Source organism: Salinibacterium sp. M195 (assembly GCF_019443965.1).
Classification (GTDB): Bacteria; Actinomycetota; Actinomycetes; order Actinomycetales; family Microbacteriaceae; genus Rhodoglobus.
Genome location: NZ_CP040814.1, coordinates 1,519,418 through 1,545,724, shown reverse-complemented (window position 1 = coordinate 1,545,724; position 26,307 = coordinate 1,519,418). Strand labels below are relative to the sequence as shown.

The 26,307-nt window shown below is 59.1% G+C and carries 26 protein-coding genes; 6 read left to right on the top strand and 20 right to left on the bottom strand.

Going from position 1 to position 26,307, the window contains the following annotated elements; genetic code table 11:
• Positions 1-24: 24 nt before the first annotated feature.
• The 4 genes from mnmA to FFT87_RS07345 all read right to left on the bottom strand — a co-directional run bounded on the left by mnmA (position 25) and on the right by FFT87_RS07345 (position 3,090).
• Positions 25-1,188, bottom strand: a complete 1,164-nt coding sequence (gene mnmA / locus FFT87_RS07360) for a tRNA 2-thiouridine(34) synthase MnmA (protein ID WP_219948130.1) — start codon at positions 1,186-1,188, stop codon at positions 25-27.
• Positions 1,189-1,224: 36 nt separating this feature from the next.
• Positions 1,225-1,479, bottom strand: coding sequence for a hypothetical protein (locus tag FFT87_RS07355; RefSeq protein ID WP_219948129.1), 255 nt, complete (start codon positions 1,477-1,479; stop codon positions 1,225-1,227).
• Positions 1,479-1,835, bottom strand: coding sequence for a winged helix-turn-helix domain-containing protein (locus tag FFT87_RS07350; RefSeq protein ID WP_255558897.1), 357 nt, complete (start codon positions 1,833-1,835; stop codon positions 1,479-1,481). Before FFT87_RS07350 ends, FFT87_RS07355 begins: the two co-directional genes overlap by 1 nt.
• A gap of 64 nt (positions 1,836-1,899) precedes the next feature.
• A complete protein-coding gene (locus tag FFT87_RS07345) occupies positions 1,900-3,090 on the bottom strand; it encodes a cysteine desulfurase family protein (RefSeq protein ID WP_219948128.1) in 1,191 nt (396 codons plus the stop codon).
• Between the two features lie 116 nt (positions 3,091-3,206).
• On the opposite strand from FFT87_RS07345, the gene ybaK reads away from it, so the two are divergent.
• A complete protein-coding gene (ybaK, locus tag FFT87_RS07340; RefSeq protein WP_219948127.1) occupies positions 3,207-3,695 on the top strand; it encodes a Cys-tRNA(Pro) deacylase in 489 nt (162 codons plus the stop codon).
• Positions 3,696-3,736: 41 nt separating this feature from the next.
• On the opposite strand, the gene FFT87_RS07335 is transcribed toward ybaK, so the two are convergent.
• Both FFT87_RS07335 and FFT87_RS07330 read right to left on the bottom strand, forming a co-directional pair.
• The gene (locus FFT87_RS07335) at positions 3,737-4,660 is read right to left on the bottom strand and encodes a tetratricopeptide repeat protein (RefSeq protein WP_219948126.1); all 924 of its coding nucleotides are present in this window, start codon (positions 4,658-4,660) and stop codon (positions 3,737-3,739) included.
• Positions 4,657-6,405, bottom strand: a complete 1,749-nt coding sequence (locus FFT87_RS07330) for a hypothetical protein (protein WP_255558894.1) — start codon at positions 6,403-6,405, stop codon at positions 4,657-4,659. Before FFT87_RS07330 ends, FFT87_RS07335 begins: the two co-directional genes overlap by 4 nt.
• Before the next feature lie 284 nt (positions 6,406-6,689).
• Between FFT87_RS07330 and FFT87_RS07325 the strand changes: the two genes are divergently transcribed.
• Both FFT87_RS07325 and FFT87_RS07320 read left to right on the top strand, forming a co-directional pair.
• Positions 6,690-9,032: a hypothetical protein gene (locus tag FFT87_RS07325; protein ID WP_219948124.1), complete on the top strand. Its 2,343-nt coding sequence runs from the start codon at positions 6,690-6,692 to the stop codon at positions 9,030-9,032.
• Between the two features lie 70 nt (positions 9,033-9,102).
• A complete protein-coding gene (locus FFT87_RS07320) occupies positions 9,103-10,164 on the top strand; it encodes an AI-2E family transporter (RefSeq protein WP_219948123.1) in 1,062 nt (353 codons plus the stop codon).
• 16 nt (positions 10,165-10,180) lie between these two features.
• On the opposite strand, the gene FFT87_RS07315 is transcribed toward FFT87_RS07320, so the two are convergent.
• The 9 genes from FFT87_RS07315 to rpsB all read right to left on the bottom strand — a co-directional run bounded on the left by FFT87_RS07315 (position 10,181) and on the right by rpsB (position 16,787).
• Positions 10,181-10,906, bottom strand: a complete 726-nt coding sequence (locus tag FFT87_RS07315; protein ID WP_219948122.1) for an alpha/beta hydrolase — start codon at positions 10,904-10,906, stop codon at positions 10,181-10,183.
• 10 nt (positions 10,907-10,916) lie between these two features.
• Positions 10,917-11,216 carry a hypothetical protein gene (locus FFT87_RS07310; protein WP_219948121.1) on the bottom strand — a complete coding sequence of 100 codons (300 nt, stop codon included), beginning with the start codon at positions 11,214-11,216 and terminating at the stop codon, positions 10,917-10,919.
• Positions 11,217-11,247: 31 nt separating this feature from the next.
• Entirely contained in the window at positions 11,248-11,796 is a 549-nt protein-coding gene (locus tag FFT87_RS07305) for a lytic transglycosylase domain-containing protein (protein WP_255558892.1), read from the bottom strand.
• 158 nt (positions 11,797-11,954) lie between these two features.
• On the bottom strand, positions 11,955-12,506 hold the full coding sequence (locus tag FFT87_RS07300; RefSeq protein ID WP_219948120.1) for a DivIVA domain-containing protein: 552 nt from the start codon (positions 12,504-12,506) through the stop codon (positions 11,955-11,957).
• A 14-nt stretch (positions 12,507-12,520) separates the two neighbouring features.
• Positions 12,521-13,396 carry a phosphatidate cytidylyltransferase gene (locus tag FFT87_RS07295; RefSeq protein ID WP_219948119.1) on the bottom strand — a complete coding sequence of 292 codons (876 nt, stop codon included), beginning with the start codon at positions 13,394-13,396 and terminating at the stop codon, positions 12,521-12,523.
• Positions 13,396-13,947 (bottom strand): ribosome recycling factor, encoded by a 552-nt coding sequence (gene frr / locus FFT87_RS07290; RefSeq protein ID WP_219948118.1) that lies wholly within the window; start codon positions 13,945-13,947, stop codon positions 13,396-13,398. The genes FFT87_RS07295 and frr overlap by 1 nt, the downstream gene beginning before the upstream one ends.
• Before the next feature lie 106 nt (positions 13,948-14,053).
• The gene (gene pyrH, locus FFT87_RS07285) at positions 14,054-14,767 is read right to left on the bottom strand and encodes a UMP kinase (protein ID WP_219948117.1); all 714 of its coding nucleotides are present in this window, start codon (positions 14,765-14,767) and stop codon (positions 14,054-14,056) included.
• A 166-nt stretch (positions 14,768-14,933) separates the two neighbouring features.
• Complete coding sequence (gene tsf / locus FFT87_RS07280; RefSeq protein WP_219948116.1) at positions 14,934-15,761, bottom strand: translation elongation factor Ts; 828 nt, start codon at positions 15,759-15,761, stop codon at positions 14,934-14,936.
• A 12-nt stretch (positions 15,762-15,773) separates the two neighbouring features.
• Positions 15,774-16,787 carry a 30S ribosomal protein S2 gene (rpsB, locus tag FFT87_RS07275; protein ID WP_219948115.1) on the bottom strand — a complete coding sequence of 338 codons (1,014 nt, stop codon included), beginning with the start codon at positions 16,785-16,787 and terminating at the stop codon, positions 15,774-15,776.
• Between the two features lie 321 nt (positions 16,788-17,108).
• Here rpsB and FFT87_RS07270 point away from each other — a divergent pair, with 321 nt between their 5' ends.
• Entirely contained in the window at positions 17,109-17,684 is a 576-nt protein-coding gene (locus FFT87_RS07270; RefSeq protein ID WP_219948114.1) for a M23 family metallopeptidase, read from the top strand.
• Positions 17,685-17,743: 59 nt separating this feature from the next.
• Here the strand turns inward: FFT87_RS07270 and FFT87_RS07265 are convergent, their stop codons facing one another.
• Complete coding sequence (locus tag FFT87_RS07265) at positions 17,744-19,945, bottom strand: MMPL family transporter (RefSeq protein ID WP_255558886.1); 2,202 nt, start codon at positions 19,943-19,945, stop codon at positions 17,744-17,746.
• Between the two features lie 75 nt (positions 19,946-20,020).
• Here FFT87_RS07265 and FFT87_RS07260 point away from each other — a divergent pair, with 75 nt between their 5' ends.
• Complete coding sequence (locus tag FFT87_RS07260; protein ID WP_219948113.1) at positions 20,021-20,611, top strand: MarR family winged helix-turn-helix transcriptional regulator; 591 nt, start codon at positions 20,021-20,023, stop codon at positions 20,609-20,611.
• Between the two features lie 57 nt (positions 20,612-20,668).
• Here the strand turns inward: FFT87_RS07260 and FFT87_RS07255 are convergent, their stop codons facing one another.
• Positions 20,669-21,595, bottom strand: coding sequence for a tyrosine recombinase (locus FFT87_RS07255; protein ID WP_255558885.1), 927 nt, complete (start codon positions 21,593-21,595; stop codon positions 20,669-20,671).
• Positions 21,596-21,633: 38 nt separating this feature from the next.
• Here FFT87_RS07255 and FFT87_RS07250 point away from each other — a divergent pair, with 38 nt between their 5' ends.
• A complete protein-coding gene (locus tag FFT87_RS07250) occupies positions 21,634-22,440 on the top strand; it encodes an SDR family oxidoreductase (RefSeq protein ID WP_219948112.1) in 807 nt (268 codons plus the stop codon).
• A 28-nt stretch (positions 22,441-22,468) separates the two neighbouring features.
• Here the strand turns inward: FFT87_RS07250 and FFT87_RS07245 are convergent, their stop codons facing one another.
• The 3 genes from FFT87_RS07245 to putP all read right to left on the bottom strand — a co-directional run bounded on the left by FFT87_RS07245 (position 22,469) and on the right by putP (position 26,078).
• Positions 22,469-23,338: an NADPH-dependent oxidoreductase gene (locus FFT87_RS07245; protein ID WP_219948111.1), complete on the bottom strand. Its 870-nt coding sequence runs from the start codon at positions 23,336-23,338 to the stop codon at positions 22,469-22,471.
• Positions 23,339-23,391: 53 nt separating this feature from the next.
• Entirely contained in the window at positions 23,392-24,321 is a 930-nt protein-coding gene (locus FFT87_RS07240; protein WP_219948110.1) for a phosphodiesterase, read from the bottom strand.
• Positions 24,322-24,557: 236 nt separating this feature from the next.
• Positions 24,558-26,078 (bottom strand): sodium/proline symporter PutP, encoded by a 1,521-nt coding sequence (gene putP / locus FFT87_RS07235; RefSeq protein ID WP_219948109.1) that lies wholly within the window; start codon positions 26,076-26,078, stop codon positions 24,558-24,560.
• Positions 26,079-26,307: the final 229 nt, after the last annotated feature.

The window sequence follows — 26,307 nt, the reverse complement described above, 5'->3', positions numbered from 1 at the left end:
CGAAATCGCACAGGATTCTGCGGGCTAAACCTCGACGGGAACCGCTGAGACGGTGCGAGCGATAGTGAACTGGCCAAGCACTCGCGTGCCAACATAAATGACCGCAGTCTGACCGGGTGAGACGCCGATCAATGGCTCGTTCGGGTTCACGATCAGTTCAGGACCTGTTGCATCGCCCACGTTGTCCGTGCCCTCCGTTGCCGGCGCAATACGCGCGACAGCGGGCATGGGGTCGGAGTGCGCGCGCACCTGAACGTGACATTCAAAGCTTTCGTGCGGCTCAGTGATGAATCCAGACGCTTGAGGATCGCGACCAGCCCAGGAAAATTTCGTTCCAGCGAGCTCCGAGAGTGCCAACGCTTCGCGCGGCCCCACAACAACCTCATTGGTCTTCGGTCGGATCTCCAACACGAAACGTGGCTTGCCGTCATCCGTCGGATAACCGACATTGAGCCCCTTGCGCTGGCCAATCGTGAACGCGACAGCGCCCTCGTGCTTGCCAAGGACTGCACCAGTGCGATCAAGGATTTCGCCCTGCTCAGCACCGACCTTGTCGGCTAGCCAGCCGCGGGTGTTGCCGTCAGGAATGAAGCAAATGTCGTGCGAGTCTGGCTTGTTCGCTACCGAAAAACCGCGCTCGGCGGCTTCGGCCCGAATCTCTGCCTTGGACGGAGTCGCGCCAAGCGGGAACATGCTGTGAGCGAGTTGCTCAGTAGTGAGCACTCCCAAAACGTAGGACTGGTCTTTTGCCCATGCTGCGGCCCGGTGGAGTTCGCGGTTGCCATTCTCGTCATCAACGATGTTGGCGTAGTGACCGGTAGCTACTGCGTCAAAGCCGAGAGCAACAGCCTTCTCGAGAAGGGCAGCGAACTTGATGCGCTCGTTGCAGCGCATGCAGGGGTTCGGGGTTCGACCAGCCGAGTACTCCGCAATGAAGTCATCCACAACATCGAGCTTGAATCGCTCAGAAAAATCCCACACGTAATACGGGATGCCGATGATGTTGGCTGCTCGCTGCGCATCCATCGAATCTTCAATGGTGCAACACCCGCGAGCGCCTGTGCGCAGGGTTCCTGGCTGCCGACTGAGCGCCAAATGCACCCCGACAACCTCGTGCCCTGCTTCGACTGCCCGCGCGGCAGCAACCGCGGAGTCCACTCCGCCACTCATCGCTGCTAAAACCTTCATGAAACAAGTGTACGAGACGTGGTGCTTGGCAAGTTCTTACTGCGGGATATCAGTGAGGGTCTTCTCGACGGCCGCTAATCGACTTTCCACGGCATCCAGTCGCAGAATGAGCGCCTTGTTGGCCTCGAGTGTTTGCTCGGCAAGCGCACGATAGTCCCCGCCCGCCTGCGTATCCGCACCGTGCTTCGCCATCTCGGCTTTCTTATCGAGGGCGTGAATAATGACACCCGCGATGATTCCCACCACCGAGATGATGCCGATCCAGAACCAGAGACTGTAGAAGATTTCCATCATTTTCCTTTAGGTGAGGTGCGATTGCTGGCTGATTCGGGGCCGTCAGCATCATCGGCTTCTTGCGCGGATTGATGCACCGCTCTCGCCAGCAGTGCCGGTGTGACTGTGACGCGAAACGGCACAACTTCGAAGAACTTGAGCGCCTTGCCGTCGTCACTCAGTTCGTGATGGCCGGCAACGAAACCCGATTCTTCGAGCTTTGCTAGGTGCATGTACAGAAGCGCGCGTGACATCCCCACTCGTCTTGCCAAGTCACTGACGTGTTTTTGGCCGCCAGAGAGTTCGGCAAGAATACGCATGCGTTGCGGGTTAGCGACTGCCGCCAACCACGCTCCGAGCTCGTGAGAGTTCATCCATCACCTCGATCTGTAATAAAAAACTTACAGGTGCAGGTAAACGCTGTCAATCGCTTTCGGTTTAGGTGCTGGGATAATGCCCAAGAACGGTATCCCGGCTGGCATAACCGGCGGCCGTAGCCTGCTCGACAGCCCGGGGAAGTGCCTCCACGAACTGGGCGACCTCTGCCGCGGTCGTCGTCTCCCCCAAAGAAATTCTCAAGGCACCACGAGCGGTGGGCTCATCAAGACCCATCGCCAGAAGAACATGGCTCGCCTCAGGGACGCCAGCCTGACAAGCAGAGCCAGTAGAAACGCTAAACCCTGCAACATCGAGCAGGAACAACAATGAATCGCCTTCGCAACCCGGGAAGGTGAAGTGCACATTGCCAGGCAGCCTGTCGCGCGCGTCGCCGCGGAGCACCGCTCCCGGCACCGCTGCGCGCGCTCCCGAAATGAGCGAGTCGCGCAACCCGGTCAGCTGCAGAGCTTTTGTCGTCAAACCGTCGGTAGCCTCTCGTGCTGCCACCGCAAACGCCACCGCTCCGGGAGCATCCAAAGTGCCCGAGCGGGATCGCTGCTGACTACCGCCATGAATCAACGGCGTCACCGTCGCCGAACGTGCAATGAGGAGGGCCCCTACTCCAACCGGTCCCCCGATCTTGTGCGCGGAAACGCTGAGGGCTGCCACACCCACCGCGTGAAAGTCGACGGGCACGTACCCAAACGCCGATACCGCGTCGACGTGCACCGGAACTCCGTGGACCGCGGCCAGCGCGGAAACCTCCGAGACCGGCTGCAGAGTTCCCACCTCATTGTTGGCCCACAGCATCGTGACCAGAGCAACGTCATCCGCGAGCGCACCACGAACGTAGTCAATGTCGATTCGACCCGACGCGTCGACGGGAATCCAGTCCAGAATTGCGCCGTCGTGTTCTCGCATCCACTCCACAGCATCAATCGTCGCGTGGTGTTCGGCCCGCGCCACCAGGATGCGGGGGCGAGAAACAGCTCCGACATTTCGGGCCCAAAATAGGCCCTTGATCGCAAGATTGATCGCTTCGGTGCCCCCGGAAGTAAAAGTAACCTCGACCGAATCTGCCCCCAGGCTGGTCGCAACGATTTCACGAGCCTCCTCGAGCATCCGCTTCGCTGACTGGCCCTGAGAATGAATCGATGACGGGTTGCCCACGACCGGCAATGCGGCGGCGAACGCCTCAACCACGGCAGGACGCATCGGCGTCGTGGCCGCGTGATCCAAATAAATAGTCACTGCAACTCCGTTAATTCCACGAGCGCTCCCTATGGATGCGCACGTGTCATTACTCTAGATCGCATGCAGCAGCACTTCGACCTTATGGTTTTCAGCGCCTTCGCCGGAGCACACTAATGGCGCTCGGAACGCCAGCGACAGTCTCGCTCGATGCCCACGGAATCCCGTTCACACCGCATCCCTACGAACACAGCTCGACCGCTGCCGAATTCGGTCGCGAAGCGGCAACAGAGTTGGGGATCGACCCCCAGCGAGTATTTAAGACGCTCATGGTTGCCGTCGACGATGAACTCGTCGTCGCTGTGGTGCCTGTCTCGGGAAAACTGGACCTCAAAGCTCTAGCGAGTGCCATCAATGGCAAGAAAGCGGTCCTAGCGGACCCACAAATCGCACAACGACGCACGGGTTACATCGTCGGCGGCATCAGCCCTCTTGGACAAAAAACGGCGCACCGCACCGTAATCGATGAAACCGCTGAACTTTTCGACACGGTGTTCGTCAGTGGGGGCAAACGAGGCTTCGATATCGAACTCGCGCCGAGTGACCTAGCACGCGCTACCGATGCGACATTCGCCGCGATCGCGCGCGACAACCTCCACCAATGATCTGATTCGCTCTGACCGTCGACGGGTCAGCGCTAGCTCGGCTAGTAGAGCAGCAGAGTTAGGCGTCGGCGGGCGTCGGCAACGCGGGGATCTTCAGCGCCGCCGATCTCGAAGTACTCGAGCAGTCGCACGCGGATCGAATTTTTACCCTCGGCATCCGCTGAAGGATAAAGATCAAGGAGGCGAGCGAAAGCATCACCCAGATGCCCTCCTGAAGTATCGAGGTCGGCGACTGCCAGCTGGGCGGTCACGTCGGTAGGGTCTTGCGCTGCTGCCGTTCGCACGTCAGCTGCGGTCACGTTGTCGAGTCGAGCGAGGAGCGACACCTGAGCAAGCCCGGCGATCGCCTGCTGGTCGCGAGGATTCTGAACAATTGCGGTTTCGTACGCCTGAATCGCAGTGGCGAAATCCCCTGCTGAAATGGCATCGAAAGCTTCTTGATGCAGCGGCGGCAGCGGCTCTTCAACAGGCTCCTGCGTTTCCTCCTCGGATGCCTCACCAGCCGGAAGAGTGCCGGTGACGTTGGCTTGCGCGGCAACTTGCAGCACCTGCTCGAGCACTTCTTTGAGGTCGTTTTCGGGCATCACTCCGGCGAAGAGTTGCATGGGGCTGCCCCCAACCACGGCCGCGATCGTTGGGACCTGCTGCACTTGGAAAGCCTGAACGAGCTGAGGGTTCTTCGTTGCATCGACCGTCACGAGAGCGAACTTTCCTGCAAAGGACGTGATGACGGGCTCAAGGGTTGGTTCAATTCCTTGACCGAAGAACTCCACGATTACCGGAACCGTGTTTGAGAGCTCAAGCACCTGCGTGAACGTGGCATCGCTGGCATTGGTGACGTAGCCGCTGGGCGCCGAGGCGCCTTCCGCGCTCGGAGGTGCTTCTGGCGTGTTGTGCTGGCGCACCAGCGACGAGAGGTCGACGGCGCCGCGCAGGCTAGACCCGTCTAGGGGGGTGTTGGTCATTTCAACTCCGTTGCTGCGACAAGTCCTTGGGTGTATCCGAGCAGGACGATTTTTTCTCCGCTACCTGCTGCTGGAACATAAAAGAGTAACTGATCTCCGTAGGTAGATTTTATGCCGGTCTCGGTGATGGAGATTCCCGACAATGCCTTCGTTTGGCCACTGAAGGTGACGGCAGAGCCCTCTTCCTTTGGCTTTGCCTCTTTCGTTTCATAGAGGTGAACCGCAACGATGGCTCCAGCGTCGATAGTGGACATCGCGATGGGGTCTGCTGTTCCCAGCTCATGACCATAGGTGAGTGTCGCTGTGCTCGAGAGCTCCGACTTTTCCTTGTTCTTGACCGCAAGTCCTACGTTAACCCGCAGACTGTCGCCCTCAGGGTCGAAGTCTAGGTAGGAGTCGCTTTCTACATCCTGTTCAAGGATTTCGGCGTAATCGAGAGCAACTTCGGTCGGGGTTGAACGAAGCAGCGCACTGTCTTTGTCGAGCCGAGACGTTCCGACACTGGCCGCGACCACGTCAGGGAACACAACGGAGGGCTCTAAGCTCACCGCGTAACTGACTTTGTAGTTCTCGCGTGGTGACGCTTGTTCAAGAAACAGCGCAATGGGAGCGACCGTGGTGTCAGCCTCATCCAGAATGATCGTGAAAACGGTGCGAGGCCACGACTCGGTTTGCTGCGGCAAAGTTAGCTGCACTGGACCATCAGGGATAGCGATCGGAGCAGCTATCGCGCTGTCTGCCTCGCGCATTGTGTAGTTGGCAAGACGGTACTCGAGCGCTGCCGAGCTGAAGCGGGTCTTGATGAGGTCTGCGTCGCCATCTTCGTCAGCCTCGACCGCTACCGCGCTTACTCGCGCGACAATTTTCTCCAGCTGGCGCACGGATGCTGCTGGCGGCAGAGTTTCGGTGCCTGCTGAGGTCGACGTTGGCCCGGGTGTCGGACCGTTTGCTACCTCAGAGGCCCCGGGGGACGAGGTAACAGTGCAACCGCTCAGGACGAGTGCGCTCAAGAGCAATACCGGAATCGCGATCCTGGTGGTGGTCTTGATAGTGCTGGCTTCGCTGCCCCGCGACACTCGCTTCGATGGGCGGTAGCGCGGCTTTTTGGGAACCTTGGGCATCTTCTGCGGTTTACGACGAGGGCCGCCGGAACGACGCATGTGATGCACCGCCCACATCAGGAAGATTAGACCGAGCAAAAGTACGGCTGCCCCACCCATGATCAGTGGTGTCGCCCACGGAGTGGAATTGTCGAGCGGCCACGTGAGCGAAACGGCGTTGGGCGCTGGTTCTACGCCGTCAGCAGCCAAAATGAAGGAGACGTTGCTCGGAATTTTAACGGTCAATGCTAGAGAAAGATCGGCCGTGTAATCCTCGAGCCAGAGGTCTGACGCATAGGGGTCAGGAACTTCTTGCTCACTGCCCGTAATGGTTTCGGAGACAAGCTCGCCCGATTCGGGATCGACAGTAACCAGGTTGTAGCTGGCGTCGCCAACCCAGGCGACGACATCGGTCGTGCGACCGTAGGCGGCAACGATACGCCCGGGACCCTCGACGCTGATCGTCTGCTTTCCTTCGTACGCGTTGAATGCGGCGCCGTCGACGACGGTGAGCGGGGCTGTGCCATCAGTTTCCGTCGACACGCTGACCTCGTCAGGCGTCGCAAGAATGGTTTGTTGGGCGATGCCGTAGCCCATTAGAACGGCCGCGAGCATAAAGCTAACTATGGCGAGAACGAATCTCACTATCTCTCCTTTCGCGTTGCCCACAGTGACTCTCGTCACGAAACCCTTCGCCACGTTGGCGGAACCTCAGTTCGGTCTGCAGGTTTGAGGACCCGATCTAGGCGGGTAGGCAACAACAAAGACGTTCAAGAATAGCGGATGGGCGTGCGGGCAGCCAGTTCTCCATCTGGGAACTGACTGGGAGAACGTTGAGCGCGAAAAACTCGAGCTCCCCGAGAATCGTCGTTAGACGCTCCACACCACTAAACTCGGAAGGTCCATTCCGCTGACACCGAGGAGACGTCTTGGCCGCCAACGATACTGATTTCGGCACCGAAATGCGCGGCTATAAAAAGGAAGATGTCGACAAGATGATCGGCGAACTTCGTCGCGAACTTGTTGCTGCCAAAGCCGATCGCACCTCGTCAACCAAAGAGGTAAAGCGGCTGCTCGCTGTCAACGAAGATTTGCAGGCAGAACTCGATGAGTCAGGCAGCCCGACATATAGCGGGCTCGGATCAAAGCTAGAGAGCATGCTTCGAGTTGCCGAAGAGCACTCAACGCAACTCATCAGTCAGGCTGATATTGATGCCGAGAAGATGCGCAAAGCGGTGCTTGCGGAAACCAGCACGCTGCGCAACGAGACCACGACTGAATCCGAACGCATTCTGGCTGAAGCCAACCGTGAGGCGGCGGCGCTAGCTTCTGCATCTCAGAGTGACGCTGATTCGCTCATTGCGCGCGCTCGAGATGACGCAGCACAGCTCACCGGAGATGCTGCGCGCGAAGCCGCGACCATTAGAGGCGCTGTGGCAACGGAAGCTGCAGACGCCCGAACTTCGGCAAAGCGTGAGGCCTCTGCACTTCGTGCCGAAACCGAGCGCGCCATGATCGAACTTCGCGCAAGCACGGCAACGGAAATCGCGGAGGCCCGCGAAGCCGCCGAATCGTTGGCTCGCGACGCAGAGCTCGGGCGTGCCACCTTCGAAGCCGAGAACACCAAACAACGCGAAGACCTTGAGCGTGACGTTGAGCAGGCACGAACTGACCTCGCACGTGAAATCGAAACGGCTCGCGCAGAGCTTGAAGCCGAAACCACGTCAGCCCGCGAAACCTTGGCAAACGAAACTAAAGCCGCGCACAAAAAGCTCAGCAATGAGACGAAGGCCGCGCACGCGAAACTCGCAAACGAGACAAAGGCCGCTCAAGCAAAACAGCAAGCAGAGCTTGATGCCGCCTACGCAACGCTTGCAGCCGAAACTGAAGCCACTCGCTCCGCGGCGGAGGCTGAAGCGGCGAACGTGCGAAGTGAACTCGAAAAAGATGTTCTTGCTTTGCGCACGTCGCTTGACACCGAACTCACCGAGGCACGCGAACTCTGGGCGCACGAAGAACATGAAGCGCGAACACAGCTCGACAGCGATGTCACGACAACCCGCGCAGTGCTTGACGACGACGTCAGCACAACTCGTGCGGCCCTCGAACACGAAGTTTCGAGCACCAAGGCGGCGCTTGAACAAGAAGTCTCGACTACCAAGACAGCGCTAGAGCAAGAAGTCAAGGTCACCAAGGCCGAGCTCGAGAAAGAAGTCACCACAACTCGCTCGAACCTCGAGAACGAGGTTGCTACCGCCCAAGCCGCGCTCAATGACGAGGTTACGACCACTCGCGCCGAGCTTGAGGCTCACGTCAAGTCCAGCAGAGGCGAACTTGCCGCAGAGCTCGCGGCGCAGAAGAAGGCACTTGACCGCGAAGTCTCCACCACTACGAAGGCCCTGGCCAAAGAGGTCAGTTCAACGCGATCCGCACTCGAGAACGATGTGGAGACCACCCGCGCCGGCCTCGAAGAAGAGATCACCACTGCGCGCCGCGAATTCGAGAACGAAAGTACGACGGCGCGCGCGGAGTTCGAATCTGAAATGACGACACGACGCAACGAGCTGGAAGCAGAAATCGCCTCCGCTACCTCCGGCCTCGAAGAAGATATGGCACGCCGCCACGCCGATCTCGATGCTGAAATCGACAGCAAACGCACCGCTCTGGAAACAGAAGACACCGAGACTCGTGCCTCGCTCGCTCACGACGTGCAGAAACAGACCGCAGACCTCGAACGAGACATTGCCCGTCAACGCGCGGAACTCGCCAACGAAGTCGAGTCGACTCGGGCATCCATTCAGCATCAACTCGAAGAAGCCCGCACCACGATTGAGCGTGAGGCCGAGGCTGCTCGTATTGCGCTTGAGCAAGAATTGGCTACCCGTCGCGATGACGCCGAAAAGGAATTCTTGGCCCAGCACAAAGAAGCATCGAGTCAAACTCAGAACTACCTTGAAGAGGCTCAAGCACAGTTAGGCGAGGCCGTTCGAGAAGCGAACGCGAAGCGCGTCGAAGCTGAGGAACTCAGCAGCAATTCCCAGTCCGAAGCGAAGGCGATTTTGGCTGACGCGTCCGAGCGAGCAGCTAGCGAGCTCGCGGATGCCGAGCAGCGCGCCAAGTCCGTCTTCGAGGAAGCCGAAGAGCGCTCACGCGAGTTGGTCTCCGACGCCGAAGAACGCCTGACCAAAATCAAGGCTGAGCGCGAAACCGTCGCCGGCTACTTCGAGAACCTCCGTGGAGTTCTGAGCCAAGCCGAGGACGTTGGCCGGTAATTCGCCTCGCGGCCTCTAGAATTGCGTCCAGCCTGACACCGTGTCGCATGAGGCTGGACGGAGCATTTCCATGAAGATTCTCAACCCATTTCGCCTCGGGCTTTTGGGCGGACTCGGCGTGCTCGTTGCAGTCGGTATCGGTCAAACGATTATCTCGCTGGCCACGATCCTCACCTATGTCGGGGCTGCACTCTTCTTGGCTCTCGGCCTCGACCCATTGGTCACGTGGCTTGAGACGAAAAAGTTTCCCCGCTGGACCGCGATTCTCACGGTGCTCGTCGGAGTGCTTGGCGTATTTGCCGGCCTCGTCTTCGCCATTGTTCCGGTCATCGCCGAACAGGTTCGAAACGCGTCTCGGGCAATCCCCCGGCTCGTAACCGCATTCTTCGACGGGACGATTAAAGAGAACGTCGAAACAGCATTCCCTTGGCTCAAGGTCGAGGATTTGCTTGACGGCTTCACCACCTGGCTCACTGACCTTGACTTCACCACGATCGGTGGCGGTGTTTTCGCGGTGGGAATCGGAATCGCCACCGGAATCACCGGCGCGATCATCGTGCTCATTCTGACGATTTACTTCGTTTCGTCAATCAACAACATCAAGTCGGGCATTTACCAACTTGTGCCCGCGACCAAAAGAGCAAAATTCATCGACCTCGCTGAGCAAGTGAGCACAGCGGTTGGACGCTACGTCATCGGTCAGGGTTCGCTTGCTCTCGTCAACGGTGTGCTTTCCTTCATCATCCTCACGTGGATCTTCCCTGCCTTCGGACTTCCGGTGAAGTATTCAGCTCTACTCGCGTTCATCGCATTCTTGGGCTCGCTTATCCCGCTCGTGGGAACGTTGAGCGGCTCGATCGTGATCTCGCTGCTCGTCCTGCTCTTCAACGGGCCGCCGAGCGTCATCGCCGTCGGAATCTACTACTTGATTTACATGCAGGTTGAGGCCTACCTGCTCAACCCGCGAATCATGAGCAAGGCAGTGAAACTTCCCGGTGCCCTTGTGGTCATCGCAGCCCTCGCTGGGGGAACGTTACTCGGCATTTTGGGTGCACTAATTGCCATCCCCGTCGCGGCCGCAATCTTGCTCGTGGTCCAACAGGTCGTTGTTCCCCGTCAGGCGGAGCTGTAGGCACGCGCCTAATCGGTCAGGCGCTCTCCGGCGGCCACGTGCGTGGCAATGGCAAAACAACCGGGTTGAGCCTAGCTACGATCTCGGTGAGGACCCGATAAGTCTGAGCCTCCCCCACCCACAGGTGTTTTCCGCCCTCAACCGCAACGAGTTCCATCTGGGGCACTGAGGCGAATCGTTGAGCGGCCTCTTCCGGACGCAAGTAGTCGTCGAGTTCCGGAATGACCGCAACGAGGCGGCGTTCGTCGTCCGCCCAGCCAGCAACATCCTCAGCGCTTGCACGGTGCAGCGGTGGAGACAGCAAAATTGCACCGGTGATCTCATGTTCACGCCCGAATTTAAGCGTCACCTCAGTGCCGAACGACCAACCGACAAGCCAAACATTGGGCAACCCGCGCTCACGAACAAACTCCATTGCGGCCGCAAGATCATGCTCCTCGAGAATGCCATCACCGAACGAGCCCTCCGACGTGCCACGAGGCGAAGCGACCCCTCGAAAGTTGAAGCGCAACACTGCAACATCCGCAAGCGCCGGTAGTCTCGCAGCAGCCTTGCGAATGATGTGGGAGTCCATGAACCCGCCGGCAGTCGGCAACGGATGAAGGGCGACGAGAGTCGCTGCAACATCGCCAGACTCCGGCAACGAGAGTTCCCCCACCAGAGTGAAGCCGTCACTCGTTCGAAGTTCAATGTCTTCCCGCGTCGCCGGAAGTTCGGTGGCCCCTCTGATGGCTTCGCTCACAGTACGAATCTCACAATCTGATTTTCCAGCAGTGCTGGTGCCAGTGACGCCGCCCCGCAATGTCGTCAACTTCGCCCATAATGCCATCAGCGCGCCACGCAACCGTGTGTGCAACACCGATCGAGATCTGCTGAGAGCATCCGGGACAGGTATAAGTCTTAGCCGCATTAGTCGGCGAAACGGGCTGCACATTCCAGATTCCGTCGGACTTGGTCTCGGTGCGCCGTGACCCGTAGAGTGCGCGGCTGAGATCACCCGGATCGCTGTCGTCAGGGCGACGTGACCCACGGGGACGATTCGATCGAGGCATAGCTCAAGCTTATGCGCTCACGGAAGAGTGGCTAGTACCAGCCGTTGTTTTCGGAATGTTCCCAAGCACCGCACGGCGTTGCGTAGCGTCCTTCGATATAGCTCAGACCCCACGCAATTTGAGTTGCCGGGTTCGTGGCCCAATCGGCACCGGCAGTAGCCATCTTGCTGCCTGGAAGCGACTGCGGGATGCCGTATGCACCGCTCGAAGAGTTGAGGGCGTAAACGTTCCATCCCGATTCCCGGTTCCACAAACTCACTAAGCAGCTGTACTGGTCGGCACCGAGGCCGCGGGCGGTCAGCATCGACTGCGCGATGGCCTGGGCAGTGCCGGGATCGGGAACTCCCGCGGCTGGGGCAACTACGGCCTCAGTCTCTGCAGGAATCACCGGCTCGATTACGAGCTCTTTGATCGCTAACTTGTCGTGCGAAACTTCGTTGACGAAACCCTCGGCAACCGTGACTGACTGCACTTCGGCACGTTCAACCGCGCTAAAGGGAACGGTCGCCGCGGAGACCGTCTCAGAATTGACCTGATTGGGAGCTGCCAGCATGAAGGTCGCGACGAAGCCCAAGCTCACGACTGAAGCAAAGACCCGAAGGCTCCATGTTGAGCGTTTATGGCGCCCAGAAAGATCTGCGCTCTGGCTTTTCGCCTGAGCGCGGATGATTGCTGTTCGCGAATTTCTCAACACAATAAGTGCGATGTTAGCCCACAGACCTGAAAAAACAGAGGGAACTAGCGAACCGCGAGCATGACGTCAATCACGGAGTCGAGAAGATGGTCAACCTGAGGCTCTCGATAACCGCCCTTGGTACTGCGGAAAGCGACGGTACGAACGCGGTCGATTGTCAGCGGAGCGCCATGCTGAAAGTAGTTGGCGAGTTCTTCCGCAAACGCATCGACATCTTTGACGGCATACCCGGTCGTAAACGAGCTAACCCGCGAGAACTTCTTTCCGCCGTGGCGAGCGAGCCTATTGAGGATCTCTTGTGCTTCCGCACGCGCATTCGCGTACCACGCTGACTCACCGAACTCGGCGATCGCACGGTCGCGCTCCCGCGAGGCAAAAGCGTCTTCGAGCCGCTCTAGCGCGGAATCAACGTGCGTTGGCGAATACCCGCCCTTATGCATCGCAAACGCGAGCTTACGGATCGACTGTGACGTGACCACAGCAGAGTCAGTTCTCTCAGAGGTATACGCGTTGCGCGCCTCTTCGAGGAAGTCCTCAACCTGGTCAACGTTATAGCCCAGCTTTGACTTGCGGGTGCGGGGGAATGTGGTGCTCACGGTTCTATTGTGCCTTACGCAAAGATGAGAAACAGTGCATAACCCGCAGCTGCCGACAGAAGTGACGAATCTACCCGGTCAAGGAACCCTCCATGGCCAGGGAGCCAAGTACTGATGTCCTTAATTCCCAAGTCGCGTTTGATCAGGGATTCTGCGAGATCACCCATAGTGGCGGTGCCAAGGATGACGAGACCGAATACGATGCCAACCCACACCGGTTGGTCGATCATGAAGAGGGCTAAGAGCACTCCGGCGATCACCGATGCAACCGCGGCCCCTGCAAAGCCTTCCCACGTCTTATTAGGGCTGATGGTTGGAGCCATGGGGTGCTTTCCGAACGAAAGGCCACTGGCGTAAGCACCAATGTCGCTCACGACGACAACTATCAGCAATGCCAAAGTCCACCACTGGCCGCCGTCTTGGGCGGTGAGAAGCACCGTGAAGCTCGCGAGGAAGGCAACATAAAGCATGACGAAAACGCCGGCTCCGAGATCCTTAAGAACGGACCGAACAGACCCGCGGTGTTTGGGCTGAATCAGCCACACCAGTCTCCATACGCTGACAAAAGCAATGCCAGCAAGAGTGATATACCACTGCCCCTCAGCGAGCCAGTAGAACGATGCCGGCACAACGGCAACACCCGCGATGACCGTCGGCAGGCGCGGAATATTGAGCCCGGCAAACCGCAGAGCGCTGGCCAACTCGAAAGCAGTAAATGCGACGAGAACGCCAGCAAATACCATATAGAGGGCCTTGACGAAAATCAGGCTGAACAACAACGAAAGTCCCAGCGCTAGCCCCACAGTTAGGGCCATCGCCAAAGGACGCCCAGTGCGGGCGTTAATCTTTTCGTTGGTTGCGCGAACCTGAGCTTCGAATTCGGAGACCATTAGACCTCGAGCAACTCGGATTCTTTGCGCTTGAGAGCGTCATCGATGGCGTCTACGTGAGCCTTCGTGCTCGCTTCGAGTTCTTTCTCTGCGCGTGCGACTTCATCTTCGCCGACCTCGGTGAGAGCATCCAGGTCATCCTTAGCCTTGCGGCGCACATTGCGCAGCGAAACCCGAGCCTGCTCGGCCTTGTCGCGGACAATCTTGACGAACTCCTTGCGACGCTCCTCAGTCAGCTCGGGAAGAGTGGCACGGATGACACTACCGTCGTTGCCAACGCTGGCGCCGAGGTGGTGGGCACCCGCAATTGCCTTCTCAATGTCCTTAAGCGCGGACTTATCGAATGGCGTGATGAGAAGCGTGCGCGCTTCCTGATTGACCATCGACGCGAGCTGCTGCAATGGCGTCGGGGTTCCGTAGTAGTCCACGAGCACCTTTTGGAAAAGCGCTGGGTTGGCACGGCCAGTGCGCACGGTACCGAAGTCGTCTTTGGCAGCATCCACTGCCTTGTTCATCTTTTCGCTAGCCTCGGCTAGAACATCACTGATCACTGGCACTCCTCTTAGTCTCACCCGAGTTTAGCGTGCAGTCTTCTCAACCGCAGCGCGTAGACGCTCGTGGTTCTTTTTGCGTATTGGCAGTTAGTGGCAGCGCACGCTAGCCGTGCACGCGTGTACCGATTTGCTCTCCCACAATGGCGCGGGTGAGATTGCCTTTCGGTTCCATGCCAAACACCAGCATCGGCATCGAGTTGTCCATGCACAGGCTGAATGCTGTTGAGTCGACAACTTTGAGGCCCTGAACAAGGGCGTCTTGAAAACTGATGGATTCGAGCTTGCGGGCATCCGGGTTACTCCGGGGATCCGAGTCGTAGACTCCATCGACGCCGTTTTTCGCCACCAACACTTCTTCTGCACCGATTTCGAGTGCACGCTGTGCTGCAACGGTATCGGTAGAGAAGTAGGGCAGGCCGGCACCAGCACCGAAAATCACTACGCGACCTTTTTCAAGGTGCCGTTCGGCACGCAAAGGAATATACGGTTCCGCGACTTGGGTCATAGCAATTGCCGACTGAACACGAGTGGCGGTGCCTGCCTGCTCCAAGAAATCTTGAAGGGCGAGAGCGTTCATGACGGTGCCGAGCATGCCCATGTAGTCGGCGCGGCCGCGGTCCATGCCGCGCTGACTTAGTTCAGCACCACGGAAGAAGTTTCCTCCACCAACAACGATCGCGATTTCAACGTCAGCGGCCGCCGCAGCGATCTCCTTCGCGAGCGAGGAAACAACATCAGGATTTACGCCAAGTTGTCCACCACCAAAAGCTTCTCCCGAAAGTTTCAGCAGCACCCGGCGTTTGCGTTGTGTTGTCATCGTCTTCTTTCCTTCGTGGTCATCATGTACAGGCTATGGGTTCGAGCCACGTTCGGCACCGGCACACAGCACATTCGCCGCAAGCTCGCTTCTCAGCACCCGCATTTGGTCCCGGCACACTAAAGGCCCGAAGCAACTGAGCCCCGGGCCTTCATTAGCGTGTGTGTTACGCGCCTACCTTGAAACGTGCAAAACCAGTGATGGTGATGCCCGCTTCAGCGGCAACCTTGGCAATCGACAACTTGTTGTCGCGAGCGTAGTCCTGGTCAAGCAGAGCAACCTGCTTGAAGAACGCGCCGAGACGGCCTTCGACGATCTTGGGGAGAGCAGCGTCAGGCTTGCCCTCTCCGCGACTGATTTCCTCAACGATGCGACGCTCGTTCTCGACATCATCTGCCGGAACACCTTCGCGCGAGAGGTACGTGGGCGCAGCGAACGAGATGTGCTGCGCGATTCCACGAGCAGTCTCTGCGTCATCACCCGTGTAGGCAAGAACAACGCCAACCTGCGGAGGCAGGTCTTTGTTGGTGCGGTGCATGTAGACCTCGAACGAGTCGCCCTCAAGCTTGGCCAGACGACGCAGTTCGAACTTCTCACCGAGAATAGCGGCTTCGTCGTCGATGAGCTGAGCAACAGTTGATGATCCTGCGGATGCCGCAAGGCCTTCCTCAACGGTCGACGCGCCAGCTTCAGCAACGGCAGCAGCAACAGCCTCGCCGAGAGCTACGAACTTGTCACTCTTTGCAACGAAGTCGGTCTCGCATGCGAGCTCGATGATCGTAGAGATTGCACCAGACGAGTGTGCGGCGATGAGGCCCTCACTCGTGGAACGGTCCGAACGCTTCGCGTTGCTTTTGGCGCCGCGCAGACGGAGAAGCTCGGTGGCCTTTTCGAGGTCACCACCAGCTTCTACGAGTGCGTTCTTGGTTTCAACCATGCCGGTGCCGAGGCGCTCGCGCAGGGTCTTGAGGTCTTCGAGGCGAAAGTCTGCCATGGTTTCGAATCCTTACTTCTTGTCGTCGGCTGCGTCAGCAGCCTTCGCAGCGGGCTTCTTTGCGGCGGGCTTAGCAGCAGGCTTTGCGGCCTTTGCTTCGTCCTTGTCTTCCTTGGCGGGCTTCTCAGCCTTTGCCGGAGCGTCAGCCTTGACGGGCTTTTCAGCCTTGTCAGCTTCAACAGGAGCTTCAGCCTTCTCAGCCTTCGCGGGAGCTTCAGCCTTCTCAGCCTTAGCGGGCTCTTCGGCCTTTGGCGCTGCAGCGTCGGCGTCTGCCTGGCCGAGAAGCTCAGCTTCCCAAGCGGCCATGGGCTCTACTTCTTTGCCCTCTTCTGGCTTCTGGTGACGCTGGATGAGGCCCTCAGCAGCAGCGTCAGCAACGATGCGCGTGAGGAGACCTACTGAACGGATGGCGTCGTCGTTACCCGGGATCGGGTACGCAACGTCGTCAGGGTCGCAGTTCGTGTCGAGGATCGCGATGACGGGGATACCAAGCTTGTGAGCCTCGTCAATGGCGAGGTGCTCCTTCTTGGTGTCAACGATCCAGATCGCCGAAGGGGTCTTCGTGAGGTTACGGATACCACCGAGGCTCTTCTGCAGCTTCGTCAGCTCGCGCTTCTGAATGAGCAGTTCCTTCTTGGTGAAACCACGTGTGGTGTCATCGAAGTCAACCTCTTCGAGTTCCTTCATGCGTGCAAGACGCTTGGAAACCGTCTGGAAGTTGGTGAGGAGTCCACCGAGCCAGCGCTGGTTGACGTAGGGCTGGCCTACGCGCAGTGCCTGCTCAGCAATGGTGCCCTGTGCCTGCTTCTTGGTACCGACGAAGAGAATGGTTCCGCCGTGGGCGACGGTCTCCTTGACGTAGTCATAAACTGCGTCGATGTGACCCAGCGACTGCTGAAGGTCAATGATGTGGCTGCCCGAGCGCTCGGTAAGAATGAAGCGCTTCATTTTCGGGTTCCAACGACGAGTCTGGTGTCCGAAGTGTACGCCGCTGTCAAGCAGCTCGCGGATGGTTACGACGGCCATGGCCGTTCTCCTTTTCTGGCTCACTGGCGCGCGTGGCGGCAATGGCCTTCTCAGTTAATACTCGCTACCGGTCGGCGCGAATCCTGGTGCCCGGGCATACCTCCGCCCCTTTCGCAGTGCTGCACGAGAGGGGACTGAGTGGAGATAGCGGCCGTGTGTTGCCGTAGTTGTACGGCAACGGGGCACGCGTAGTCACCGCGAATACACGCGGTGCTGCCAAAATCATACCATCGCTCCCCCACAACTTCATCACCAAGCTCGCCCCTCCCCGAATGTTCGTTTTCTCGACCGCCACATCGTGTATTCATTGATAGTTGCGGGATGCTTCGAGCTGACATTCGACTCTTTATTGCGCTAACCGTGCTTCCACTCAGCGTGGCAGAACCGCACGCTGTGTCGGCGGCCACTACAACAACAACAGCTCCTTACGGCGCACGCGATCGAGCCCCCACCCTCGCGTTCACCGAAGCGGAAGTCACGATCTCGACGCCGTGGGATTGGCCAGTCGCGCCCCCGCATCCCATTATTCGCCCGTACCTCGCCCCAGAAACGCCATATTCAGCGGGGCATCGGGGAATCGATATCGATAGTGGCTCGAGCAGCGACGTGCGGGCGCCCAGCGACGGGATTGTGCACTTCGCCGGCACTGTTGTCGACCGGCCCGTACTTTCGATTCGGCATCCGGGCGGATTCATCACCAGCTACGAGCCAGTGACCACCACACTGGCTCGCGGCGATGTCGTCGTGCGCGGCGAAGTGGTCGGCCAACTGCAGGCTGGCCACTGCGCGCGGCCCTGCCTGCACTTGGGCGTACGACTCGATGGAGAATACGTATCACCGCTCATCTATCTGGGTGGCATACCGCGGGCCATCCTGCTGCCAACGCGTGAACTATGACGCGCGGGTGCAGCTCACCTAAGCCGCACTCTGTGCCAGCGATCCGCGCCGACAAACCGCTAGCGATCGACGCTGTGCTTAGCGTGATGTGGTTCGCCTTCCGCCGTCTTCTCGACGCTCTGCGATGCGCCCGCCTCCGAGCCGGGAGTCGTTTTCGGCGTCGAATGCTTGGCCGCGGCGTGCTGACCTGCAGCATGCTGCGGAGTGCGCACTTCGGCGCCAACGGAGATCACACGACCCGGCCACCAGAACTTCTCGCCAGCAATAAACGCGAGCGACGGCACAATCACAGTGCGAACAAGGAGGGTATCGAGCAGCACACCAATGCAGACGATAATTCCGATTTGAGTGAGCGTGATGAGCGGCAGCACTCCGAGCACCGCGAACACCGCCGCAAGCAAAATACCGGCGCTGGTGATCACTCCACCGGTCGACGACAGCGCTCGGATCATTCCTGCTCGTGTGCCGTGCTCGACCGCCTCTTCTCGCGCTCGCGTCACCAAGAAAATGTTGTAGTCGACACCGAGCGCAACGAGGAAGAGGAACGCGAACAAGACCACATTCGTATCAATCGCAGGAAAACCGAATACAGACTCAAAGAGCAACCAGCTTGCTCCCAAGCTGGCGAAGAACGAGGCCACTACCGTCAGCAACAGCAGAATAGGCGCAAGCAGCGACCGCAGCAGGAGCACAAGCACGATGAAGACCAGCCCCAGGATGAGCGGGATCACCAGATCCTGATCTGACTGTTGAGCCCGCTCAACGTCAAGAGCTTGGGCATCCAGACCTCCCACGAGCGCGTCGGCGCCGTCGATGGCCGACAGCTCCGAGCGAAGCGCCTCAATGGCGGCGAACGATGCCTCGGTCTCGGCGGCGTCATCCAACACCACAGTGAGCTGAGTAATCGTGTCGGTGCTTTCACCGATGCGCACCGAGTCGACACCGTTGACGCCCTCGGCCGCTTGAGCAACCTCCTCCGCGAAATCTGAGTTCACTATGACGGATGCGGGAGAACCGCTACCCGCCGGGAACGCATCCGCGATGATGTCTTGTCCCTGAACTGCTTCAGGAACCTGGGTGAAGCTCTCGGTCTGCGAGAGCCCAATCTTGATCTGAGGGACGCCAAGGGAGAGAGCGCCAAGAATGACCGCGCCCAGAATCGCGACGGCAACGGGCTTGCGGGAAACGAGCACCCCCAGCTTGTGCCAGACACCGCGTTCAGCGCTGCCCTCGGAGCCGAACTTGGGGATATACGGCCAGAACAGCCCACGACCAAAGAGCACAAGGGCGGCCGGCAGCACAACGAGAGCGAAGATCATCGCGATCACAACACCGGTCGCACAGGCGATTCCGAGAGCCCGGTTCCCCTGCAGTTCTGCAAATACCAGAGTGAGGAGGGCGAGAACAACGGTGCTTCCACTGGCGATGATGGCCGGGCCGGCGCCGCGCAGCGCACGAGACATTGCTTCACGACGATCCTCGACGAGCCGCAGTTCGTCGCGATAGCGAGCGATGAGGAGCAGTGCGTAGTTAGTGCCGGCACCGAAAACGAGAACAGAGAGGATCCCCGTGACCGAGGCATCCAACTGGATGCCCGCGAGCGCGGCGACTCTGGCGGCGACGATCCCGGCGAGACCGTCAGCGGTGCCAACGACGACGAGGGGCACGAGCCACAGCCAGGGGCTGCGGTACGTGATCAGGAGTAGAACGGCAACGACGATGACTGTCGTTAGCAGTAGCGTAAAGTCAGCACCTTCGAAGACCGCAGCGATGTCAACAGCGAAGCCCTCTGGGCCGCTGAGGAGCGCCGTGAGACCGGCAGGGAGATCCGCGTTTGCCGTCTCGCGAATTTCGTCGGCGCGATCAGCCTGCGCCCCAGCTTCGGAGAGCTTATCGAGCGGAACCGTCACGAGCGCGGTCGTTTCGTCATCGGAGAACGTGGGCGGCGGAACGAAGCCTTCCGCGGAGTAGTCGCTGAGGGCGCCAGCGGCGGATGCCACGGCCTCGGTGTCAGCATCAGTGAGAGCGTCGCCGCCGCGGCTGAATACCAACAGCGCGACTGTGGAATCTGCTCCCGGCAACGTTTCTGCGGCCGCAGCGGCTTGGGCGGACTCGGCGGAGTCTGGCAAGCCGACGCCGGGCAATGTTCCCTCATCGTTTCCCGTGCCAGCCGCGAAAATCGCGCCAGCCGCAACAAGCGCACTGACCAATACGATCCACGAGGTGCGTCGTGAAGTGATGAAGGTTCTGAGGCGATGCATCGCGCTCCTCCTGAAAAAATGCTTCGGTTGCTTAGATATTAGACAAGTTAGGAACATACCGGTAAAGTCATAGACATGCAACACACTCAACCCGCATCGGAGCGTCCTGCAGCGCGACGGCCAACCCAACTGTTGCGCGACATTCTCGACACCAGCGACGAATTCGAACAGCACGTCGGTCGCACACTCTCGGTCAACGCCACCGATCTTGAAGCCATGGAACACCTGATCATGCACGGGCCACTCGCCCCCACCGATCTCTCCCGTCGACTCAACATTTCAACAGCCGCAGTGACCGGAGTTATCGACCGCCTCATTGGTGTGGGCCACGTCACCAGAGAACAACACCCCACCGACCGCCGCAGCATCGTCGTCGTGCCTAACCCCAGGTCCGTAGAGACCGCAATGGCGACGTTGATGCCGATGATCATGGGCATCGACCGAGTACTCGACGATTTTGATGACGTCGAAAAAGCCGTGATCGAGCGCTACCTCGACGGAGTCGTCACCGTTTACCGCGCCCAGCTGCCAGAAACAGGCGATGTTCCTCCCCCGAAGCCCGCCGTCCCCCGACCGAGCGCAAATGCTCCCGGACCGCGGCGATCATCGTGGAAACCCGAATTGCAGACCGACGGACCTCCCGTTCTCCCCTCCATCACGAAATAGCGCCACCCGGAGAAGCAATCAAACCAGCTCAGTACGCTCGAGAATGAGGTTCGCAATTCACGCTCGCGGATGCGCCGTACGGTAACTCTCCCGCAAACGTTCCGTGGAGACGTGCGTATACAGCTGGGTAGTGCCGAGGCTGGCATGACCAAGCATCTCCTGCACCGCACGCAAATCAGCGCCACCGTCCAAGAGATGGGTCGCGGCAGTGTGGCGAAGAGTGTGCGGTCCAGAACCACCAGAACCCGGCACATCAGCCAACAAGTGGGCGATCACGTCATAGACAGCTCTCGGCGTGAGCCGCTTTCCTCGTGCACCCACAAATAGTGCGGCCGAACCGGAACCTTCCGCCGTTAGCTGCGGACGTCCCTTCTCGACGTATTCCGAAATCGCTCGCCGCGCCGGAATGCCAAAAGGAACAATGCGCTCCTTGGACCCCTTGCCCAGCACCCGCACGGTCAGTCGTGAATCATCAACATCACTCAAGCTCAGGCCCGTGAGTTCACTCACCCGCAATGCGGACGCATACAACAACTCCACTATCGCTTGATCCCGCAACGCAACCGGATCGTCGGAAGCAGCGCGGGCGGCAACACTCTGCAACATGTCGGACATTTGGTCGCGATTGAGAACCCGGGGAAGGTGCCGCTCAGCTTTTGGCGCTTTGAGCCGCGCCGCGGCATCCGTCGTCGCCTGATTGGTTTTCTCCAACCAGGAGGCGAATCCGCGCGCAGCGGCCGCGCGACGGGCGAGAGTGGATTTAGCCAACCCGGCTTGCGAAGCGTGCCATAGCCAATCCCGCAGCAACTCGAGGTCGAGATCGTCTGGCCCCACTGCTCCGCGCTCGATAGCAAACTCAGCCAGGTTAGTGAGATCGGAACGGTAGGACCTCACGGTGTGCACGCTGAATCCGCGATCGGCCGCAAGATAGGCGGCAAACGTATCCACAAGATGGTGAAGGTTCACGCCTCTATCGTGCGGCATACGCCCGTCATTCGGGTTCGCCACGATAGCGTTTCGGGATGGCCACACGTTCTTCACGCTCTCCCACCGGCACGGCGCTCGTCACCGGAGCGACCTCCGGCATTGGCGCCGAGTTTGCGCGGCAACTTGCACACTCAGGCTTTGACGTAGTTCTGGTGGCGCGGAATAGTGCTCGCCTCGAAGCCATGGCTGCCGAACTGCGCGATACGGCAGGGATTACCGTCGAGGTGATTTCGGCAGACCTGACGAGCACCACTGAGCGCGACCTCGTCGAGAACCGACTGAAGTCAGCAACAAATCCCATTACCTACCTTGTCAACAACGCCGGCTACGGGCTCCCCCAAGAATTCGACACGAACTCGGTTGACGACGAGGCTCGGATGCTCGAGCTTCTCGCAACCGTTCCGATGAGACTCAGCCATGCGGTGCTTGGCGGAATGCTCGCTCGCGGCGCGGGCACAGTGCTGACCGTGGCGAGCATTGCCGGCGAGGCACCGCTCGGGCTCTATGCCGCAGCAAAAGCATGGCCCTTGAGCTTTAGCCGCTGGGCCAACGCCCACTATCGCGGTCGCGGAGTCACCTTTACAGCGCTGGCCCCCGGTTTCGTTCGCACCGATTTTCACGCGCGGTTGGGAATTGAACGAGAAGCTATGGCGCCCAAGTGGATGTGGCTTGAGGCGGAATTCGTTGTGCGTTCTGCCCTGCGCAGTGCGGCGCACGGTCGCGCCGTGTCGATCCCGAGCGTGCGCTATAAATTCCTCTGGGCCGCAATGAATATCGCACAACCGCTGGTGTTGTTTTTTGTGGCGCGCGCGAGCCGAGCCTCGAACGCGTCCGCGCGCTAGCTATCCAGCACGCAAACGACACGGCACGCTAGCGAATCGAGAAACCTCGCGCCTCTACTTCGTCTTTGAGGTGATCCCTCAGCGCCGCTGATGGTCCGGCGAGAGTTTCTGGCTTGCTCGTGCGACGTGCCGTGTGTTCGGCCCAACCGTATTCGGCATCCGGAATGTGAGGGTCGCTGGCAACTTGGCGTCCGGCATAGAGACCGTTGGCGATCATGACGTCGTCGTAGTCGCTGACCTGCTGCTCAAGGTTTTCCGTCGAGTACTGCTCACGGTGCACTACTGACTCGCTGGGAAGTCGTGGCTTAGCGCCCCTTCGCGTTCCCGGGTTCGGGTAGCCGATCGTGAGTCCGGCAACCGCGAACACCCCTGTCGGTAGCGCCAGTTCCTTGGCGATCAGACTGGGTTCGTTGCGAACGGAGCCGATAGGAACCGCGCCAAGCCCGAGCGATTCTGCGGCAACGAGAGCATTTTGAAGGGCGAGGCTAGCGTCGATGGATGCCGTCAAGAACATTTCGAGATTGTTTGCCTCGAAGGAATGTCCTTGCCGGTGCGCAAGGTAGCGCAGCCGAGACACATCCGCACAGAAAATGAGCATCACGGGTGCTTCAGCCACATAGCGCTGGTCGCCCACGAGGTGTGCAAGGCGAGCTCGTCGCTGCTCATCTTCGACAACGATGATGCTGTACGCCTGCAAATTCGATGACGTTGGCGCACTACGTGCCGAGACCAGAATCGCCTCTAACACTTCGGCAGCGATGGGAGTGGAATCAAAGCTGCGGATCGATTCGTGACCGGTGAGCACTCGGATGGTATCCGTCACAAATTCGGGCGAGATCAGCTGTTGCTCTAATTCGATTCGGGTGTGTGGTGGTGTGGTGTCAACGCCCTGAGTCATAACCCAATGCTTTCACGCCCGGCTGCACAACCGGTGCAGCCCAGAATCTCGCCCTATTCTGACGCCGCCACTTCTGCCGCGTTGAACGTTGAGTTCTTGGCCGAGAACGTTTCGAGTCGCTGCTCCGGCGTCATCGCCTCGATCTGAGCCCAAGCCTCCGCCGAATGCCCTGTGATCTCTGCGGTGTCACCGATAGGGACGATCGAGTGCACTGTCTGCTTCTCGTACACATGCACGACGTTGACGGCTTGCCCGTAATCGACACCAGAGAGCAGCCGTTCGTGAGCGCTGAGATCGAGGGTGTAACAGGTTGCTGACGCAACAGAGACGGGGATACCCGCGAAAGTCGAATGCGTTGAGTAATGCAAGTGGCCGGCAAGAATTGCTCGCACATCACTGCCCTGCAGCACTTCTTCCAGGCGTTCCTGGCGTTGCAACTCGAGCATGCCCATTGCTTCGAGCATTGGCGTGGGGATCGGAGGATGATGCACGGCCAGCAGAGTGCCGTGCGGTGCCGCAGTTGCCAGTTCGTTACGCAGCCACTCCAACTGCTCGTCGCTAATGTCTCCGTGGTGGTAGCCCGGCACCGTGGTGTCGAAGGAAATGATGCGCAGACCATCGATCATGTAGACACGGTCTTGAGGGGAATCTGATTCTTCGTCGAACAGCAGCTTGGAGTATTGGTCGCGCTCGTCGTGGTTGCCCATGACCCAGATTATTTCGGCGTTCATCCGCTTGGCTGCCGGTTCGACGATCTCGCGCAACCTCACGTAGGCATCGGGCTCCCCCAGATCAGCGAGGTCACCAGTGAAGACGATGGCTTGCGGATGTGCTGTCGAGCGTTCGAGCTGGGCAAGAGCCTGCTCGAGGTGGTCGATCGTGTTGACCGCGCCATAGAGCGGGCGCCCGCCCGCGAGCAGATGGGTGTCGCTGACATGCGCGATGACGTGGCTGGGTGCTGGGTATTGGCCGAGTTGAATCACACGCCCAGCCTAGGCCGCACCGGCGTCATCCACCGTGGATTGAGGGAACTTAGCGGGCGCGTGCTCCGGCGGCAATCTCACCGCGTTCGCGTGCTCGCTCGAAAAGGACGCGGATGAGACACCGGTTCCGACACCGTGAAGTAGCCGCGTCACGCTTAACCAAAGATGCCCGCTCCACGAATGTGGGGCGGGCATCTTGTGCACTCGCGTCTAACTAGACGCGCACACGTGGATGACTAGTCCTTCTTGGCGATTATCGGCAACTGAACTGTGCCGGTACGCACGCTTTCCAGCGTGGTGTCGAACTCTTCAGTGATCTTGTCACTGTTCTTGAAGGTGAGCAGGCTTACTACTACTGCGACAACAACGTTGAGTGCGAAGCCGGGGACGATTTCGTACATCACGCCCGAGAGCGCATCGATGTTTCCCCAGATTACAACTGTCACTGCACCGGCGATCATTCCGGCAATCGCTCCGACGCTGGTGAGCTTGCGCCAGAAGAGCGAAAGGAGCACGATCGGCCCGAATGCAGCACCGAAACCAGCCCACGCGTAAGAAACGAGGTCGAGGATCGACGAGTTGGGGTCCCACGCGAGAATGATTGCAACGATCGACACGATAAGAACACCCATACGACCGAGGACTACCTGCGCCTTGGGAGTTGCTTCCTTTTTGGCGACGATCTTGAACAGGTCTTCCACCAGTGCCGACGAGGACACGATGAGCTGCGATGAAATCGTGCTCATTACCGCGGCGAGCACCGCTGCAAGGACGAGTCCTGCAATCAGCGGGTGGAAGAAGATCTGTGCGAGTTCGAGGAACACACGCTCAGGGTTGTCGAGCGTGAGCCCAGGGTTCTGCTGGAAGTACGCGACACCAATGAGGGCGGATGCCATGGCACCGAGAACAGAGATGATCATCCAGCTGATACCGATACGTCGACCGGCTACAGCATCCCCTGGCGAGCGAAGCGCCATGAAGCGAACAAGAATGTGTGGCTGGCCGAAGTAACCGAGGCCCCACGCTGCTGCGGAGATTGCGGCGATAACTGATCCGCCAGTGAAGAGGCTGAACATGTCGATGTCGGTGTTCGCTGCACGGATCGATTCGATCGTGTTAGAAACGCCTCCGGTCTGCGTGATGCCGACGATCGGCACCGCAATGAGCGCGAGGAAGATCATGATTCCCTGCACTACGTCGGTGTAGGTTGCGCCGATGAATCCACCGAAGAGGGTGTAAAGAACTGTTACGCCACCGACAAGGAGCATTCCGATCCAGTATTCGGAACCGAATGCACTCTGGAAGAAGACGCCACCGGCGACCATTCCGGAGGATACGTAGAAGGTGAAGAATACGAGGATGATGATTCCGGCGGTGACGCGCAGGATGCGCGACTTGTCGCGAAGGCGGTTCTCAAAGAAGCTGGGGAGCGTAATCGAGTTCTTGGAGACCTCGGTGTAAGCACGCAGTCGCGGTGCGACAAACTTCCAGTTGAGCCACGCGCCGATGGTGAGTCCGATGGCGATCCAGCCTTGGAAGAGTCCACCGAGGTAGAAGGCGCCGGGGAGTCCGAGAAGGAGCCAACCCGACATGTCGGATGCTCCTGCGCTGAGCGCTGCTACTCCGGGGCTGAGCTTGCGGCCGGCGAGCATGTAGTCGTCAAGGTCAGTAGTTCGCTTGTACGCCCACCACCCGATGCCGAGCATTGCGGCCAAATAAATGACCATTGCGATAATTTGGAAGAACTGATCGTTCACTTTGTCGCCTTTCTTGTGCACGTCCGTGGGCTAAGCCTGTCTACTTTGACAGACATAATGATTAGGAACAATCTAAAAAGCGATGCATAAAACATTACCTTTCCTAATCAATCTGGATCATTGAGCGATTTTGGTACGTGTTTTCACCGTTTATGCAGGTATTTTGCATAGGTTGCGGCCATTTCACAGCTTTACCCACTTGTGTGCGCGCGCAAATTGGTTCGCTTTT